At 37.8% G+C, this 18811-nt stretch carries 10 protein-coding genes; 1 reads left to right on the top strand and 9 read right to left on the bottom strand.

Annotated features, from left to right (window positions below):
- Positions 1-59 precede the first annotated feature (59 nt).
- From FRZ67_RS05160 to queA, 9 genes are all read right to left on the bottom strand, one after another.
- Positions 60-1433 carry a dipeptidase gene (locus FRZ67_RS05160; RefSeq protein ID WP_147188519.1) on the bottom strand — a complete coding sequence of 458 codons (1374 nt, stop codon included), beginning with the start codon at positions 1431-1433 and terminating at the stop codon, positions 60-62.
- Positions 1434-1675: 242 nt separating this feature from the next.
- Complete coding sequence (nagB, locus tag FRZ67_RS05155) at positions 1676-3610, bottom strand: glucosamine-6-phosphate deaminase (RefSeq protein ID WP_225975511.1); 1935 nt, start codon at positions 3608-3610, stop codon at positions 1676-1678.
- Positions 3611-4034: 424 nt separating this feature from the next.
- A complete protein-coding gene (locus FRZ67_RS05150; RefSeq protein WP_147188517.1) occupies positions 4035-5693 on the bottom strand; it encodes a beta-N-acetylhexosaminidase in 1659 nt (552 codons plus the stop codon).
- 8 nt (positions 5694-5701) lie between these two features.
- A complete protein-coding gene (locus tag FRZ67_RS05145) occupies positions 5702-7582 on the bottom strand; it encodes a CocE/NonD family hydrolase (RefSeq protein WP_147188516.1) in 1881 nt (626 codons plus the stop codon).
- Between the two features lie 391 nt (positions 7583-7973).
- The gene (gene pyk / locus FRZ67_RS05140; RefSeq protein ID WP_147188515.1) at positions 7974-9467 is read right to left on the bottom strand and encodes a pyruvate kinase; all 1494 of its coding nucleotides are present in this window, start codon (positions 9465-9467) and stop codon (positions 7974-7976) included.
- A gap of 48 nt (positions 9468-9515) precedes the next feature.
- Complete coding sequence (pfkA, locus tag FRZ67_RS05135) at positions 9516-10499, bottom strand: 6-phosphofructokinase (RefSeq protein ID WP_147188514.1); 984 nt, start codon at positions 10497-10499, stop codon at positions 9516-9518.
- A gap of 811 nt (positions 10500-11310) precedes the next feature.
- Positions 11311-12099 (bottom strand): 5'/3'-nucleotidase SurE, encoded by a 789-nt coding sequence (gene surE / locus FRZ67_RS05130; protein ID WP_147188513.1) that lies wholly within the window; start codon positions 12097-12099, stop codon positions 11311-11313.
- 142 nt (positions 12100-12241) lie between these two features.
- The gene (locus FRZ67_RS05125) at positions 12242-13114 is read right to left on the bottom strand and encodes a transglutaminase-like domain-containing protein (protein WP_147188512.1); all 873 of its coding nucleotides are present in this window, start codon (positions 13112-13114) and stop codon (positions 12242-12244) included.
- 276 nt (positions 13115-13390) lie between these two features.
- The gene (queA, locus tag FRZ67_RS05120; RefSeq protein WP_147188511.1) at positions 13391-14440 is read right to left on the bottom strand and encodes a tRNA preQ1(34) S-adenosylmethionine ribosyltransferase-isomerase QueA; all 1050 of its coding nucleotides are present in this window, start codon (positions 14438-14440) and stop codon (positions 13391-13393) included.
- 486 nt (positions 14441-14926) lie between these two features.
- On the opposite strand from queA, the gene FRZ67_RS05115 reads away from it, so the two are divergent.
- Positions 14927-18781, top strand: a complete 3855-nt coding sequence (locus FRZ67_RS05115) for a TraB/GumN family protein (RefSeq protein WP_147188510.1) — start codon at positions 14927-14929, stop codon at positions 18779-18781.
- Positions 18782-18811 lie beyond the last annotated feature (30 nt).

Here is an 18811-nt window from a genome sequence, read left to right as displayed (position 1 = left end):
ACTGGTTCATAAAAAATCACTTCTATTACTTCAAACTATAAACTGTCAATTATCAATTCTCAACTCAATTTCATTTCTGCATAAAACTTATGAAAGTATGGAATGGTTTCAATGCCTTTATAGAAATTTACGATGTCATATTTTTCATTCGGACTATGCAGGTTGTCGCTATCTAAACCAAAACCAAGGAACACGACTTTGCAACCCAACTCACTTTCAAACAATGCTGTGATAGGAATGCTTCCGCCACCACGTACAGGAATAGGTGGCTTGCCAAAGGTTGCTTCAATCGCTTTTGATGCAGCTTTGTATTCAATACTGTCAACTGGCGTCATATAAGGATCTCCGCCATGATGCGGAGTAACTTTTACCTGCACATAAGGCGGCGCAATTTTATACAAATGATCGATGAGTAATTTTTCCATTGGTGCACTTTTTTGATTGGGCACCAAACGGCAACTGATCTTTGCATAAGCTTTTGAAGGCAATACTGTTTTTGAACCTTCGCCTATATAACCGCCCCATATACCATTTATTTCAAGTGTTGGACGAATACCGGTGCGTTCATTTGCAGTATAACCTTTCTCACCCCACAGTGCATTTACCTCAAGATCTTTTTTATATTCTTCTTCATCGAATGGTGCTTTGGCAAGTTCGGCTCTTTCTGCTGCTGAAGACTCAACAACATCGTCATAAAAACCGGGAATGGTTATATGATTATCTCCATCATGCAGGCTTGCGATCATCTTTGCAAGAATGGTGATGGGGTTTGCTACTGCGCCACCATACACACCGCTATGCAGATCACGGTTTGGTCCGGTAACTTCAATCTCAACATAGGTAAGCCCACGCACGCCAACATCAATACTTGGTGTATCAATGCTGATCATCGCGGTATCGCTGATAAGGATTACATCAGCTTTTAGCAAGGCTTTATTTTGTTTTACAAAATCTGCGAGATGTGATGAGCCGATCTCTTCTTCACCTTCAATAATGAATTTTATATTTACCGGTAGTGAGTTTGTTTGCACCAAAGTTTCCAAAGCTTTTACATGCATGTAAAACTGGCCCTTGTCATCGCATGCACCTCGTGCAAAAATTTTTCCATCTTTTATGGTTGGTTCAAAAGGCCCGCTGTGCCAGAGTTCCAGCGGCTCGGCCGGTTGCACATCGTAGTGCCCATATACGAGCACTGTTGGCTTTGATGCATCAATAAATTTTTCAGCATACACAACCGGGTGACCATTTGTTGCATAGATTTCTGCTTTATCTGCACCTGCATTAAGAAGGCTTTTTTTCACTGCTTCCGCGCAGCGTAGCATGTCATCTTTATGTTCGCTGCGTGCACTTACGCTTGGTATACGCAACAGTTCCAGTAATTCATTTAAGAAACGATCTTTATTTGCTGCCTGGTAATCTTTCCATTCCTGCATATCAAAAATTTTTAAATAAAAATTGAGTGCAGCGAATGTAGTGTGTTTTGAGAAATATTTTAAGCCCGGCTGTAGAATAAGTATTTAACAGCCGTTGCGTCGCACTCTTGTGCGGTTGGATTATTTATTTCAGCATGTGTCTATAGACTAGTGCAAATAAAAACACCTGCAAAATATAAGCGCATATTTTGCAGGTGTAAACTCTATGTATCTTTTAAAGATATTACGCTATACGTTTCTTATCAATAATGCCATCTCACAAAGGCCTCCATCGCTGCATATTTTGTTAAACCAAGCGAAGCATAAAGCCCGGCAGTATTGCCATTGCGGTCTTCAGCGCGTTGCCAGAATTCTCTTAGATCAGTTCCCTGGAATGGAACAGAATCTTTCTGAGATTGATGTATAAAAATGCCAAAACGTTTTTTCATTACCTGGTCAGGACTCATTGGAATTGCCATTTCAATATCGGCAATATCCCATTCCTGCCATGCACCTTTATACAACCAAACCCAGCAATCTTTCACCCAATCATCCCCTGCAGCTTTTATGCGGCGCAAACTTTCAAACACAATATCCAGGCAAACTTTATGAGTGCCATGTGGATCAGCAAGATCACCTGCACAATACACCTGGTGCGGTTTTATTTTGCGTAAGAGTTCCATGGTAACGATCACATCTTCTTCACCCATTGGTTTCTTTTCAATGGTTCCTGTTTCATAGAATGGCAGATTTTGAAAATGCCATCTTCCTTCAGGCAAGCCAACATATTTGCAGGTTGCTTTAGCTTCGCATCTTCTTATCAAACCTTTGATACTCCTGATCTCCGGCGTATCCATCTGGTTTTTCTTTTTGCCGGCAAGAAATTTATCAGCATCAGAAAGTATCTTTTCACTTTTGTGTTTATCCATACCAAACATATCTTCAAAGCCTACAGCAAAATCAAGAAAGCGTGTTACAAATTCATCTGTTACTGCAATGTTGCCGCTTGTTTGATATGCCACATGCACTTCGTGCCCCTGGTCGTGCAAGCGCATGAATGTGCCACCCATACTTATAATATCATCATCAGGATGAGGAGAGAAGATGATGCAGCGTTTTGGATAAGGCTCACTTCTTTCCGGATGTGTTGGTAATGCCGCACCCGGTTTACCGCCCGGCCATCCTGTAATGCTATCGCGTAATAAATAAAATACCTGCAGGTTTATTTCATACGCATCACCCTGCTCAACCAATAAATCACCTAAACCGTTTTCATTATAATCAACTGCTGTTAAACTCAAGACAGGTTTATCTAATTTCAACGCCATATTTACTACAGCACGTTTGATCATCTTTGGCGTCCATTCTATCTGACCCGTAAGCCACGGTGACTTAAATCTTGTTAGTTCAGATGCTGTATTTTCTTCGAGTACAAAAGTGCAGTTGTTGTGTTGCTGCAAAATACTTGCAGGCACTTGTTCTGTTACATCGCCTTCAACTGTTTTTGCAATGATCTGTGCTTTAAAACCCCACGCCATCAAAATAATTCGTTTTGATTTCATGATGGTGCTGATGCCCATTGTTAAGGCAAGTCTTGGAACTTTTGCTATGTTTTGAAACTCTCTTGAATTGGCAACACGTGTGCTGTTGTCAAGATTTATCAAACGTGTTTTGGAAAAGATACTCGAACCGGGTTCATTAAAACCAATGTGCCCGTTATTGCCAATGCCGAGCACCTGTAAATCAATGCCACCGGCATCTTCGATCATCTGCTCATATTCCATGCAATGCGCTTTGATCGCTTCTTTTGGTAATTCACCATTTGGTATGTGAATGTTTGCTTTATCAATATCTATATGATCAAATAAATGCCTGTGCATAAAGCTCCAGTAACTCTGGTAAGCATCTTTATCTATCGGGTAATATTCATCGAGGTTGAATGTAATTACATTTCTAAAACTCAATCCCTCTTCTTTATGCATGCGCACAAGTTCTGCATACATGCTTATTGGCGTAGAACCTGTAGCAAGCCCTAATACACATTTTTCTCCTTTCGATTGTTTCTCTTTGATAAGTGCAGCTATTTCTTTTGCTGCATAACGGGAGCCTTCTTTAGCGTTCGAAAAAATTTCGCAGGGAATTTTTTCAAATGAATCAACCATGCTCATGTTGTTGTTGGTTTTATTATTAGTGCGCAAAAATATTGTTTGCTTTACAATTTATGTTGTGCAATCGTTTGTGATTTTTATGTAACCAGCGTTTGTTCTTCTTGGCATCGCCTGTTGTGTCACTCACTTGTGCGTTCGGAACTTTATTCGTCAACCTCACCCTCCAACCCCCTCTCCTTGAGGAGAGGGAGCGGTGCACTGCGACATTTATTAACTTACATATTCCAAATCATCTCTATATCTTTTTCAGCACGATACATTATTACAAGTCTTGATTTTATTTTAAGAACTGTGTTTTAATTATCGAATAGAATTGTTATAGCACAAGAGTGCGACGCAATAAAAGTCTCATTCTTATCCTATCCCTGAGTTCATAATATTCTTTTAAAATCAATTAACGCAAATTAAATCCTTAAGTTCTTTGCAAGTCCCCTTCAGGTGGATTTAGGGTTTTTTATTCTCCTTTATTAATGCCTTTTGGATTATACTTTACATGCCACAGATCGTAGCGCTTGTATTGCATTTGCAAACGTTGCTGAAAATCTGTCCAATTCTTTTTGCTTTTATCGCTCCATGCAACTTCGCATAACGCATCCATTCGTGGAAATACCATGTATTCAACTTTTACAGGTTTGGTTACATATTCCGTCCACAAATTTGCCTGTACACCTTTTATATACTGTTGCTCATCGGCTGAAAGCTGTACTGGCAAAGGCTCGTAGTTGTACACTGTTTCAAGTGGTAGATATCCGCCAATGGTAAGACTGTCTTCTTTTTTTGTTTGCGAATAATCGAAGTAAACATAAGTTGTAGGCGTCATGATAACGTTGTGATGTTCCTTTGCAGCTTGTATGCCACCGGCTTCTCCGCGCCAGCTCATCACCGTTGCATTTGGCGCAAGACCACCTTCTAAAATTTCATCCCAGCCAATTATGTTGTGACCTTTACTGTTCAAATATTTTTCTATAGTGCCAATAAAATAACTCTGCAAACCATGTTCATCTTTCAGATCTTTTTCTTTGATGAGATTCTGGCAAAATTCAGAACGCTTCCAGTTGTCTTTTGGACATTCATCGCCGCCAATGTGAATATATTTTGAGGGGAAAAGTTCCATCACTTCATCAAGCACATCTTCTAAAAAATGAAAGGTATAATCTGTTGGTGCAAACACATCTCTGTAAACGCCCCAGCTTTGTTGTACCTGTTTGCCTGTTGAATCGCCAGCCCATTTTACGCCTTTTGCAATCGGAGTGTTCTCATCCGGAAAGCAACTCAGCTGCGGGTATGCAGCAATTGCAGCAGATGCATGACCAGGCATTTCAATTTCGGGAATGATGGTGATGTAGCGGTCAGCAGCATATTTTACAATGTCTTTAATTTGCTCCTGTGTATAAAATCCGCAATCTTTTTTATTATCATTACCTGTACCTGGATGATGACCAATGATGGTTCCGTTTCTGCAACTTCCAATCTCAGTAAGTTTTGGATATTTTTTTATTTCAATGCGCCAACCCTGGTCTTCTGTTAAATGCCAGTGAAAAGTGTTCATCTTATGTAGCGCAAGAAAATCTATGTATTGTTTTACAAAATCAACAGAAAAAAAATGACGGCCACAATCGAGCATCATACCGCGATAAGCAAAACGCGGTGCATCTATGATTGAGCACTGTTGAAGCGGTAAGGTGTTTTTCTTTTCTTTCTTTACAGGTAATAATTGGATCAACGATTGTATGCCATAGAATACGCCTTCTTCATCATTTCCATGAATATAAATTTTGTCTTTGTCAACAGTTAATTGATAACCACCTTTTATACCAGTACCTGATTCGTCAAAATCTAACACAATTGCATTCTTCCAATCTTTTTCTTTTTGCGATCCGGGCTGAACAATGAATTGTAATTTAAGGTCGTAATATTTCGTAAGATACTTATTGAAGAATGCTGCACTTTTCTGAACTTCAGTTGGTGTCAAAACAATTTTGGTTGAAGCAGAAAGTGTAAATATTTCCTGCCCAACTTCTACCTTTTGCGGCGCAGGAATGATGTTTAATGATTGCTGTGCAAAACACGAAACTGTAAGAAAAACAAAAAAGCAGAGCAGTAATGGTTTCATATTGTAATTTATTTTAGAACAGGTAAAATTATTTTTGATGCATATTGACTGTTGTGATAAATGCTGATATTACTTTTTATGAAATCTTTTGGATCGGCATGATAAATATCAATGAACTGTTGCGGATTTCTATCAGCCAAAGGAAACCAACTACTTTGAATTTGCACCATCAGCCTGTGACCTTTTTTGAATGTATGCGCAATGGATGGAAGTTCATATTTTACTTCTTCAACTTTGCCAGGTGTAAATGCTGAAGGTGATTCATAACTTTTTCTAAAGCGACCGCGGAAAATTTCTCCTCTCACGAGCATTTGATAGCCGCCCATCGGGTAAGTTTTCGCAGGATCATTATCTGCGTAGATATCCACATCATTATAAGAAAGATCATCAGGAAAAACGTCAATGATCTTTACTACGAAATCAGCATCTGTTGTTGAAATGCTGGTCATGATATCGGCTATCACATTTCCTGTTACAGTCATATCTTCTGTTAATACATCTGTTCGAAAAGTTAATACATCAGGTCTCCTTGAAGCAAAGCGTTGATCATCTGTCATGTATTCTCTTGTGCGGTTGAAATGCACATCTTCAGTGTATGGAACAGGATGCGCAGGATCGCTTGTATATGTTGTAGAGCCCTTTGTTGATGAGGGTTTCGACCAATCTAATTTGCCATCGCTTTGCAAATACATTGCTTTATCTTCTTTATTTGCAGGTGGCCATTGATCAAATGTTTTCCATTCATTAGCACCTGTAATAAAAATATTTGCCTCTGCAATTTTCGAAACATCGCCTTTGCCTTTCAGAAAATAATCAAAGAAAGGTATCTCAATATTCTGCTGAAAATATTCATTGGTCTTAGAATCAAAATGTATGTTGCCTAGATGTGAGCCATCATTGCTTGCCCACTGACCATGATACCACGGCCCCTCCACCAATTTATTAAATGCTTTACCGGGATTATTTTGTTCTGCTGCTTTATACGCGTTCCATGCGCCCCAGCAATCTTCTGCATCAAATAAACCGCCTACCCAAAGCATGGCAGGTTGCAAATTTTTTGTTGCATTGCGTGCATCACGTGCATGCCACCATGCATCATAGTTTGGATGTGCATATAAGTCTTTCCAAAACTTAATGCTATCGCCCATGTAGCTTTCCAGTTTTTTAAGCGAACCTGCTTCTAAATAAAATTTATAATTATCATGCGTTGGGTAATCAAAACCATCAGGGCCAATAGTTGTAGGCTTTGGTCTTGGTTTGCCAAATGATGAGTAGAATGCAAAAGCGTCCATTTGAAAAAATACTCCGTTGTGATGAAAATCATCTCCAATAAACCAATTTGTTACAGGGGCTTGCGGGCTAACGGCTTTCAGGGCAGGATGATTTGATGCAGCAGCCATCGTAGAATAAAAACCGGGATAAGAAATGCCAAATACTCCTACATTACCATTGTTGTCTGGAATATTTTTTACAAGCCAGTCAATGGCATCATATGTATCACTTGCTTCATCAATTTCATTTCCTTTTTTGTTTGCATTGAACGGACGGACATCTTCAAATGTTCCTTCACTCATCCAGCGGCCACGCACATCCTGGAGTACAATAACATAGTTTTCTTTAAAATAATTTTTCACATAGCTGTTCCAGAATGATCTGAAATTATTTTCCCCATAAGGTGCACATGAATAGGGTGTGCGTGTCATAAGTATCGGATGCTTTTCACCGTCATCTTTAGGCATGTAAACAGACGTAAACAATTTCACGCCATCACGCATAGGAATCTGCACTTCTTTCTTTGTATAATTATTTACGATCCAGGCAGAGTCAGCATTTTGTGCATGTGCATAATAAAATGAAATTACCAAAAGGCAGGTAAGCAATCTTTTCATACTTATAATTTGAGTAGCATTAAAATTATGCCATCTGAATTTGTTATTGCAGGAATTTTTTGAGCCAGGCTGAAGTATAAGCATTAAGCATTCGTTGCGTCGCACTCTTTTACTTTCTGTTGTATGCTGAACTTTTCTCATTAAGTTTAAACCGGAAAGCTAATACAGGCCTGTAATATTTCTATGCTGATTATTGGTAAATAATTCTTCAATATTTGCGTATTTGTAAAATCATGAAACCTTTGCTATGCAAAGATGCCACCGCTACTTCAGTACAAGAGTGCGACGCAACAGTTGATGCTATGAAATACAGGAGCATGGCTCATAATAAATAAAACATTAGTGTATAAACAACACAAAAAAATCCCCCCGATTTTTCGGAGGGATTTTTTTATTCAACTTTCGTTATTTTAAGTACGTTGGTCGGCAAATGCAGGTCGACCGGCGTACTGCCTGTGTTAATTACCGTATCTCCTTTTTTAAGAAAACCTCTTTCTTTAAGAATGTCTATCTGGTCGAAGATGATATCATCAAGACTATTTTCTTCGTCATAATAAAATGCTCGTACGCCCCAGCTTAAACTCAACTGGTTTACCAGTGTTCTTGTTTTAGTGAAAATATACAGAGGTGATTTTGGGCGATAACTGCTGAGAATAAAACCGGTGTAACCGCTCTGCGTCATACCAACCAACGCATCTGCGCTTACATCTTTTGCAATCTTACATGCATTGTAGCAAATAGCATCGCTGAGAAAAGACGGTGATTTGGCTTGCGGCACAAGATCTTCTTCGCGGTTATAACGGTATTCTGTTTTCTCAACTTCCAGGATGATCTTGCGCATAGTTTCTACTACAAGCGCGGGATGCTTGCCGGTTGCAGTTTCGCCACTAAGCATTACTGCGTCAGCACCTTCTAGCACAGCATTTGCAACGTCGGTGATCTCACTACGGTTTGGTTTAACGCGGTCGATCATACTTTCCATCATCTGTGTGGCAACGATCACGGGTTTTGCCCGGTGAATACATTTGCGGATAATATCGCGTTGAGCTGCCGGTACTTTTTCAACAGGTAGTTCTACCCCAAGATCGCCACGTGCCACCATTATACCATCTGATTCTACGATGATATTGCGAAGATCTTTGAGTGCGGAAGGCATTTCAATTTTGGCTATTACTTTACTGGAGCAGTTTGCTTCAGCTATTCTTTTCTTAAGATCGATAATATCTTCTGCCTTACGTACAAAGGAAAGTGCTATCCAGTCTACCTCCTGGGTAATAATAAATGCAAGATCAACAACATCTTTTTCTGTCATAGCAGGCAAAGAAATTTCTGTATCAGGAAGGTTTACACCTTTTTTTGGAAAAAGTGTTCCTCCATAAGTAACAGCTACTTTTACATCTCCAGCTTCTGTTATTTCTATAACAACAACTTCGAGTTTCCCATCATCTATAAGAATCTTATCGCCGACTTTTACATCTGCATGCAAGTCCGGGTAAGAAACATAAATTTTTTCTTTCGTACCTACTACTTTTTCTTTGGAAGTAAAAGTGAGAATATCTCCTGTTGCAATTTCAAGAGAACCACCTTCAAGATCACCCACCCGCAATTTTGGCCCCTGCAGGTCTGCAAGTATGGAAATATTATAAGGCTCTTTCTGGTTCATGAGTTTTATATACTCAATGATCCTTGCTTTATCTTGATGTGTACCGTGTGAAAAATTTAAACGGAATACATTTACGCCTGCTTTTACCAATTCAAGTAGTTTATCATAGGTGTCGCAGGCAGGTCCTACCGTTGCTACAATCTTTGTTCTGTGAAAAGAATGCTGTATACCTGCTTCTTTATCCATGTCTTTGTGCAGGTATTTGGTTATAGTTTCTGACATACTTAAAGCAATGTTTTAGTAATTGAAAAATAACAAAATTTCTTACCACTAACTGGCAAGGATCTTAACCATTTTCATCCAATCGTCACCTAATCTTTGTTTTTCCCTGATGGCTATTTCAATAGGAGTGTAGTGCATAGCGTTATTTAAAATACCTACCATAACATTATGCCTTCCTTCCAGCAAGCTTTCTACGGCATGATAGCCCATGCGGCTTGCAATCAACCTGTCTAAGCAAGTTGGAGAACCCCCTCTCTGAATATGCCCGAGAATAGTAACCCTTGTATCCAGATTGGGCAGGTTAGCTTTTAGTATTTCAGCCACGCCATTTGCTCCACCAGAGCTATGACCTTCAGCTACCACTACAAGGTTAACTAATTTTTTACGTTTCTCTTTTTCAGAAAGTGAAGCAATTACTTCTTCGATTGTAGTCTCTTCTTCCGGTATAAGAATATTTTCAGCACCTGTAGCAATACCACTGTGTAATGCTATGTAACCCGCATGACGTCCCATCACTTCTACAATAAAAAGTCGGTCATGCGCATCGGCTGTATCCCGTATCTTATCTATGCACTGCACAGCAGTGTTTACTGCTGTATCGAAACCTATCGTAAAATCTGTTCCGTAAAGGTCTTTATCTATGGTGCCAGGCAAAGCTACACAGGGTAAACCAAATTCCTGGCTTAACTTATAAGCTCCTGTAAAGCTTCCATTTCCACCAATAACTACAAGCCCATCAATGCCTCTTTTAACGAGGTTGGCATAAGCTTTTTTACGACCTTCTTCATTATAGAATTCTTTGCTTCTGGCAGTTTTAAGAATTGTTCCTCCACGTTGTATAATATTGGCTACTGACCGGGAGTCCATTTGTACAATTTCATCTTCAATCATCCCATTGTATCCCCGATAAATACCAAATACTTCCAGGCCATAATAAAGCGCAGTTCTTACTGCCGCCCTGATAGCAGCATTCATTCCCGGCGAATCGCCTCCTGAGGTCAATACCCCGATTTTGGTTACTGTTTTTGACATTGTATCAAAATAAAAATCATTCCGTTAAAAAATCTTCAGAAAGGCAGGCGAATTGTTAGATGAGTTGTACTACTCATTTGGCAACGAAAGTAAGGATTTGCTGATAAAATAAGAAGCGTAATAAAATTTACCATGTTTTAGTAATACGATTATATGTACATAAACCAATAATTTCAATCGACTCATTAAAAATCAATATGATTTCCTTAAATATCCATTACGGGTTTAAAATGTCTCTTTAGGATATATTATTGTTCATAAATTTCACAATGGAATCAAATGATTTGTATTTTTACAGTGTCCAAATCCAATATCCAAAACCGAAAGTCAGTTATCTAATTAAAGGCTCCCCCAAAATGGAGCTTTTTTTATTTTAGCCAAAAACTTTGCAAACGTATTGTTTCAAAAAGATATTACAGATGAAGAGTGCGACGCAACAAGTGATGCTATGAAATACAGATGTCGGGTACAAAAGACTAATAAGTTCAATTAGGCACTAATATCAACTTTTCTAATAATCTAAAAAAATAACTTATAAATTATAGCAGGGACAGCTAATAGCAATGTGACTGCGAATATGCCTTTGGCCGTTCGATCGTGTTTTGTATTTAATGCTATTGTAAAAGCGGCAGCATTTGCAAGTAAAGCAAAACTTATCATGGCCGTAAGTAATGAACTGGTGTGTATGACTACATTTAAAAAGTCAAAGAATTTGGCGGAACTTGCTTTCCAGAAATAAAATATAATTATACCTACAAAAGGAGCCAGCAACCCTATAACTATGCCAATGGGCAAACTATCTTTTTTCAACTTATTTTATAATTAAATATTTTTCCAATTTTTCTTTCAATACATAATGTGTAAGATCGAACTGTACGGGCACAACACTTATATAATTATTTTTAAGTGCCCATACATCGGTATCTTTTCCTTTATCAAAATTTATAAAGTCACCAGTTAGCCAGTAATATTTCTTTCCGTGCGGATCATGACGTTCATCAAATTCTTCTTCATATTTAGCATAAGCCTGTTTGCAAACTTTTAAACCTTTCAAAAGACTTTCCGGCACAGCAGGAATGTTTACATTAAGGCAAAGATGTTTGTCGTAAGCTTTATTTAGTAAATGCTCAACCAATAATCTAGCATATTTTTTTGATCCGGTGAAGTCTGCTTCAATACTATAATCAAGTAAACTGAAACCAACGCTTGGAATGCTTTCTATAGAAGCTTCCAATGCGGCACTCATAGTTCCCGAATAAATAACATTGATGCTGTGATTGGGGCCATGGTTTACACCGCTGAGACAAATATCAGGTTTACGATGGAGCACTTTATCAACTGCAAGTTTTACACAATCAACAGGCGTACCTGAACATTGATATGCATCTATTCCTTCAAATAAATGAACCGGGTGCATACGTAGCGGATGACCAATAGTAATTGCATGACCCATACCGCTTTGTGGCTTATCAGGTGCTACTACCACAATTTTACCTAGACCAGTTACACTCTCAACCAATGCCCTGATGCCTGGCGATGAAATTCCATCGTCGTTTGTGATCAGTATTATTGGTTCGTCTTTCTTTTTTGCTTTTGCCATATATGCAAGGTAAATCTTTTTGATTGCAGGAAACAGCAGGCTGCTTACAGTTAGTCAGGAGTAATAAATTTATGAACCAAACACTTGTACATAAATGAAACTTCCGTTGCGTCGCACACTTGTACGTTCAAAACTTTATGCATCAATTATCAAGCAGGTCTGCTAATTGTTTTAATTCATTTTTTTTATAGCTCAAATCACTGGTGTCAAAGCATTTCGCTAATTCCTCAATCAGTATTTGTATAATTCTTTTTTTTGAAAGCGGTTTAAAATAAGACGCAACGGGTGGCACAGATATTCTTTTAAAATATTGTTCCACATCTTTGTGCGTAAATGGATGGCCGGTAGTGGCATCAACATAAAAAATGATCTTACTTTGTGGATTATCAGTGATATTCAACGGGTCGGTATCATTATTAAAAAAAGCCAGTACAAACTGGCGGGGTATATTAATAGCCTTAACAGGGATATCAAGCAGCTCTGCCAATACAAGGTATAAAATGCCATTAGAAATAGCGTTGCCCTTTTTACATTGTAATACTTTGTGCAGAAAAAAATCATCAGGGTTAAGATAAGCGATCTCAGTTCCCTTTAGTTTATAGTAATTATACAAGATGTTACTAACTACGTTTGCCTGCTCTAAAGATGTGAGGAAACTGTTTAATTCCAGCCATACATTGCGTCGGATCTTTTCTATTTCCTGTATTACCGGAGTTGTATGTAATTCAGGGTATTGAAATTTAGCTACAAGCAAAGCGCCAAACAAAAGATCATGATAGGCGCTATCCCGCCATTCTGTAAGATCGTTGGTAAGATCTGTATAGTGCAACCTGTGTATCAGCATTTCTATCCGGCTTTGGATATCATTGCTGGGCGTGGTTTCCCAAAGATTTTCCAGATTAGGAATGATACCTGTACCATAATGTACTATTCTTTCCGATACGTTAGAAAATACCTCTTCATCAGGATCATCGATCAATGTAAATAAGGCTGATATTTCTTTTGTTTCGTTCATAACGGATATGCAACCCAAACTAAAGAATTTTTATCATTATATCAATGAGTTAGTTATTAAGCTATGTGGATTATGTAGCAGTTATAAAAGAGATTTGTGGATTACTTTTTAAATGCAGCCTGTATTGTTATAAGCTTTTCTGCAATAAGCTGCATAAAGAGCTGAACGTACAAGTGAGTGACACAACAAAGGCCTAATAATAGTAATGTAGTTTAGTGCAATAAAAAAAGCTCCTTTATCTAAGGGAGCCTCTCTTATAAAATTATTATACCAAACTTATAACACGATCATTGCATCTCCATAACTGAAGAAGCGGTATTTATCTTTAATGGCTTTTTTGTAAGCTTCCATTGCAAGATCATAACCGGCAAAAGCACATACCATAATTAACAAGCTTGTCTTTGGTAAATGAAGATTGGTTACAAGACTATCCGCAACATTGAACTGGTATGGAGGGTGAATAAAAATATTTGTCCAGCCCTCACTTGGTTTCAATAATTTCTGTGCAGTAAAACTTGTTTCCATTGCACGCATAGTAGTCGTGCCAATAGAACAAATGCGATGCCCTGTTTCTTTTGCTTTGTTTACAATGCGGCAAGCCTCTTCATCTATTTTATAATACTCAGCATCCATTTTATGCTTGCTCAGATCTTCTACTTCAATAGGGCGAAATGTTCCAAGTCCTGTATGCAAAGTAACTTCTGCAAAACGAATACCTTTTATTTCGCAACGTTTAATCAGTTCCTGGCTAAAATGCAAACCTGCAGTTGGCGCTGCCACAGCACCTTCATGTTTTGCATATACGGTTTGATAGCGCTCCCTGTCTTCTTCATCGGGCTTGCGTTTGATATATTTAGGCAAAGGTGTTTCGCCTAAGAACTCCAACATTTTTTTGAAACTCTCATCATCATTATCCCACAAAAAACGAATGGTACGGCCGCGGCTGGTAGTGTTGTCGATTACTTCTGCAACCAGTTCGTCATTTTCACCAAAATATAATTTATTACCAACGCGTATTTTTCTTGCGGGATCAACGATCACATCCCATAAACGATTGGGTTTATTTAATTCACGCAACAGGAAAACTTCAATACGGGCACCGGTTTTCTCTTTGCGGCCATACATGCGTGCAGGAAATACTTTGGTATTGTTTACAACAAAAACGTCTTTGTCGTCGAAGTATTCAAGAATGTCTTTAAAATGTTTGTTTTCTATATTACCTGTCTTGCGGTGAACAACCATCATACGGCTGTCTTCTCGGCGTTTCGTAGGATTTTGAGCAATAAGGTTTAGTGGAAGATCGAATCTGAACTGCGATAATTTCATGTGTCTACTGATTTTTGTATAGGCCACATTTAACTCGCCGCCGCCTTACGGGGCGGTTCGTGCAATGCAACTGTAATAATTCAAAAGTGGGCAAAAGTACAGCGAAAAATTGATTCTGTAACTTTATTTTTCTAAATTACAGGTAACTGTTCAATTGTTGCTTTATATCCATTCAATCCCGCTCAAGAGAAAATTTGTAAAACGGGAAATTGGAAGCAGGACTCTGCCGGCGTAACAGGAAGATAAATATAAGGGGGTGATTGATGCATAATTTTTTGTTCCTATCTTTTGCACTACTATTAAACTTTGTTGCGTCGCACTCTTGTACCATTTAGTACAATATGCAGCATAAAACTATCGAATAGCTTTATGAAATAATGATCAGCACTGCATCTTAATTCTTTCAAATAAAAACGTCATTTAATCTTTATTGTTATTAATCAATAATAATATTGCAATGATGTTTTTTCAACCAATTGTATCAATATGAAAATGAAAATTGTCTTTGTGCTGTTGAGTATCAGTGTTGTCTTATTCGCCAACCCCTTTAAAAGCTTTTCACAGAAAAAAAATACTGATTCAAAATCCAATACTGCTGCTGCAAATCAAAAAAAATATCCCAGCCTTTTATGGGAAATAACAGGCAACGGCCTAGTTAAACCATCTTACCTTTTCGGTACGATGCATATCAGCAATAAAATGGTGTTTAACCTCAGCGATTCATTTTATAAGGCCATTAAGAGTGTAGATGTTGTGGCACTTGAACAAAACCCCGAGGTTTGGCAGGAAGCCTATTCCCGGGAAGATTTTAATGGTGGCAATGATTTTATACATTCTCAATTGTTTCGCAGTTTTAATATGTCTAATGAAAGATTAACAGAGCAAACATTTTCGCTTTCAAATTATGAATCTAAAATTCAGCTTGGGCTTGCATCAGAAGCAAGAATGGTAAATGGAATGCTTTACCGAAATAATGTAGGACAGGAAGACTTTGAAGAAGAAACCTATCTTGATATGTATATCTACAGACTGGGCCGGAAACTGAATAAAATTGTAACAGGCGTAGAAGATTACAAAGAGTCTGACAAATTGGTAAAGGAAGCTTACAGGGATATGTATAAAGATAAAAAGCCAAGAAGAAGTTATGATATAAGTGGTTTTGATTATAAACATAAAATGGAAGACGCCTATCGTAAAGGTGATCTTGATCTGCTGGATTCTTTACAGGACATCACAACTGTATCAGACGCTTTCAATGAAAAATTTTTATTTAGGAGAAACGATATACAAGCCAATTCAATTGATACGATTCTTAAAAAGCATTCCCTGTTTGTTGGTGTAGGTGCTGCTCATTTACCAGGGGAAAGAGGGGTGATAGAATTACTAAGAAAAAAAGGATACACCGTAAGGCCTGTTGTTATTGGCCAACGCAACAGTGAAGAAAAAGATAAGCTTGAAAAAATAAGGGTGCCGGTTGAATTTAAACGACAGTATGCGGAAGATAGTTTGTTTAGCGTGGAGATTCCAGGTGAAAAATTTTTCCGTTTTGGCTCCTTTGCTCAAACCAATATGATGCAGTATGCTGATATGGCAAATGGCAGCTATTATATGGCAACTCGTGTAAAAACCAATGCTGCTTTATTAGGTCAGTCTGCAGAAGAAGTCTTAAGAAAAACGGATAGCATGTTATATGAAAATGTGCCGGGCAAAATTTTATCGAAGAAAACAATAACAAAAAATGGATTCAATGGTTTTGATATTACCAACAGAACAAGGAAAGGAGATGTACAGCGCTACAATATTTTTATTTTACCAAATGAACTGGTCATATTAAAAATAAGTGGCATCGCAGACTATATATCAGGCGGAAAAGAAGCCGATCAGTTTTTTTCTTCTGTAATTTTTGATAGCAGCGCTTATGTATTTAAGCAAACAATTTATCAGCCTCCCTATGGGGGCTTCACCGCAACCTTTCCTTCAAAACCTGTATATGTAGCAGAGAAGCGTAATGATAAATCACGAAGCGAGTGGCTAAGCGTTGATAACAATGGCAACGATTATTTTATTTTCAAAACAACCATTAATCAATATGATTATATAGAAGAAGACACATTTGAATTAAGATTGATGGAAGAAAGTTTTAAAAGTTCGCCCGTTATCAAAGAATCTGCTAACGGTAAAACTGCGTCATGGAAAGGCTATCCTGTTATTAATGCAAAATACCTGCATGCTGATGGCTCGCAAATGAAGATCCGTTATTTAATACAAGGTGCTAATTATTATTTAATAGGTGTCAGGTATAAAACCAATGAATCTGTTGCAGACGATTTTTTAAATTCATTTAATATTACTGCTACGCATTACGGCGAAGTGAAAGAAAGAAAAGATGCTGCAGTTGGCTTCTCCGTAAACAGCCCGTTATTTTATCCACCTGCTGATACAACAGATGATTTTTCTATTCAGGATTTATACGCTATGTCTGGTGGGGATGAAGACAAGGTCGGCCCCTACATTGATATGCTGAAATCCATGTTTATAAAAACCATAGGCAACGATACAACAGGAGAACGAATTACATTGGTCTCATTCCGTTTTCCAAAATATACTTACCTAAAAGATTCGGCTGCATTCATGAAAAGTAAGGTCTTTATTGGTTCTCATGATAAAGATTATATTATAAAAACAAGAAAAGAATCTGTAACACCCAATCATTGGTACACCATTTATTACCAGGCAACAGATACCGCCAGCAGCAGGATCATAACGGCCAAATCCTTCTATAAGGATGGTGTTATTTTCTATCTTGCCAATATGAGCGATTCTGTTACGCCACCCGGTTCATTTGTAAGCAATTTCTTTGAAACCTTCACACCTTCAGATACTTTTAAAGCGGTGAATGTATTTGAAAAAAAATCAAAACTTTTTTTTAGCGAATATTTTAGTTCGGATAGTGCTTTAAGCAAGAAAGCCATGCAATCAATGGCTGCTTCTTTATTTGATTCATCAGACTTATCACAAATAAAAAAAGCTATTTCACAATTATCATGGAGGAATAAGAATTACCTGTCTCTTAAAAAAAGATGGATAAATGTGATGAGCAATTTTCATGATACTGCATCTGTAAATTATCTCACAGATCTATACACACAAGTAAAAGATACATCAGGATTACAAAATGCTATATTGAATGCCTTGCTTGAAATGCGCACAGCAGCATCGTTTGCCTCATTTAAAGATCTTTTGCTGCAAGAGACACCCGCACTAATAACCGGTGATAATGCTTATGATGATTACCAGGGTTTTAATATGGATATGATGCTTGATGCTTTTACGAACGAAAATACAGTAGACAAACGTTCAGCTTTTAATGGACACAAATGGGCGCCGCTATACGATACGTTAGCATTATCTAAAACTATTATACCCGATTTGCTGCAGATGATCACGCTTGATGATTATAAAGATGATATATTGGAACTATTAACCTATGCTGTTGACAGCGGGTACATAAAAGCTGATGATTACAAACAGTACTATACTAAATTGTTGTTAGATGCAAAACAACGGGTGAAAAAACAAGTTGCAAGAGAAGATGAAAAGGAAATGAATAAACTTGATCGCGATGATGATGCAGATAATAATTATAACTACAACCTTAATAACCGTTCAGTAAATAATTACCTTGAAAATTATGCTGTTCTGCTTATGCCTTTCTGGGATCGTTCAGCCGAAGTTCCGGCGCTGTTTGAAAAGCTATTACAGCTTCGCGATAAAGACATAAAAATATCTACTGCCGTTTTAATGTTGCGCAACAAAAAAAATGTTCCGGATAGTATATTAAACATGCTTGCAGCAGACGACCATTACAGGCTTTCATTCTATAACCAGTTGAATGATGCAGGTATTGCTGATAAATTTCCGGTAAAATATAAGAACCAAACAGATATGGCGCTAAGTGCTTTAAGTGCAGCTTTCTATTACAGTAAAACAGATTCTCTTATTTACCTGGATAAGTTACAGGTGAATGATGCAAAACACAAAGGCTGGCTATATTTCTTTAAATACAAAAAATCAAAAGACGATAAAGAGTGGCATATTGCCTATTCCGGTTTGCAGCCGCTTGATGCAACAAAGATCAGCACTACATTCAATGCATATAAAAATGATTTTATTGGTTATAGCAGGGAAGTATACAACACTGCGGATGTAAAGCAAAAGATGCAACAGTTATTAAAAGAAAATTTGTATGCGCTTCGGAAAAGCTCTTCTCAGTTTTACGGAAACAATAACGATGAAGATGCCCTTGTTGTAGATGAAGTAAAAGGCGGAAGAGTTGAGTGATTTTTTGGACCATGCAGTAGTTCAATGAGC

Source organism: Panacibacter ginsenosidivorans (genome assembly GCF_007971225.1).
Lineage (GTDB): Bacteria > Bacteroidota > Bacteroidia > Chitinophagales > Chitinophagaceae > Panacibacter > Panacibacter ginsenosidivorans.
This window is presented reverse-complemented; position numbering and strand designations above follow the sequence as displayed.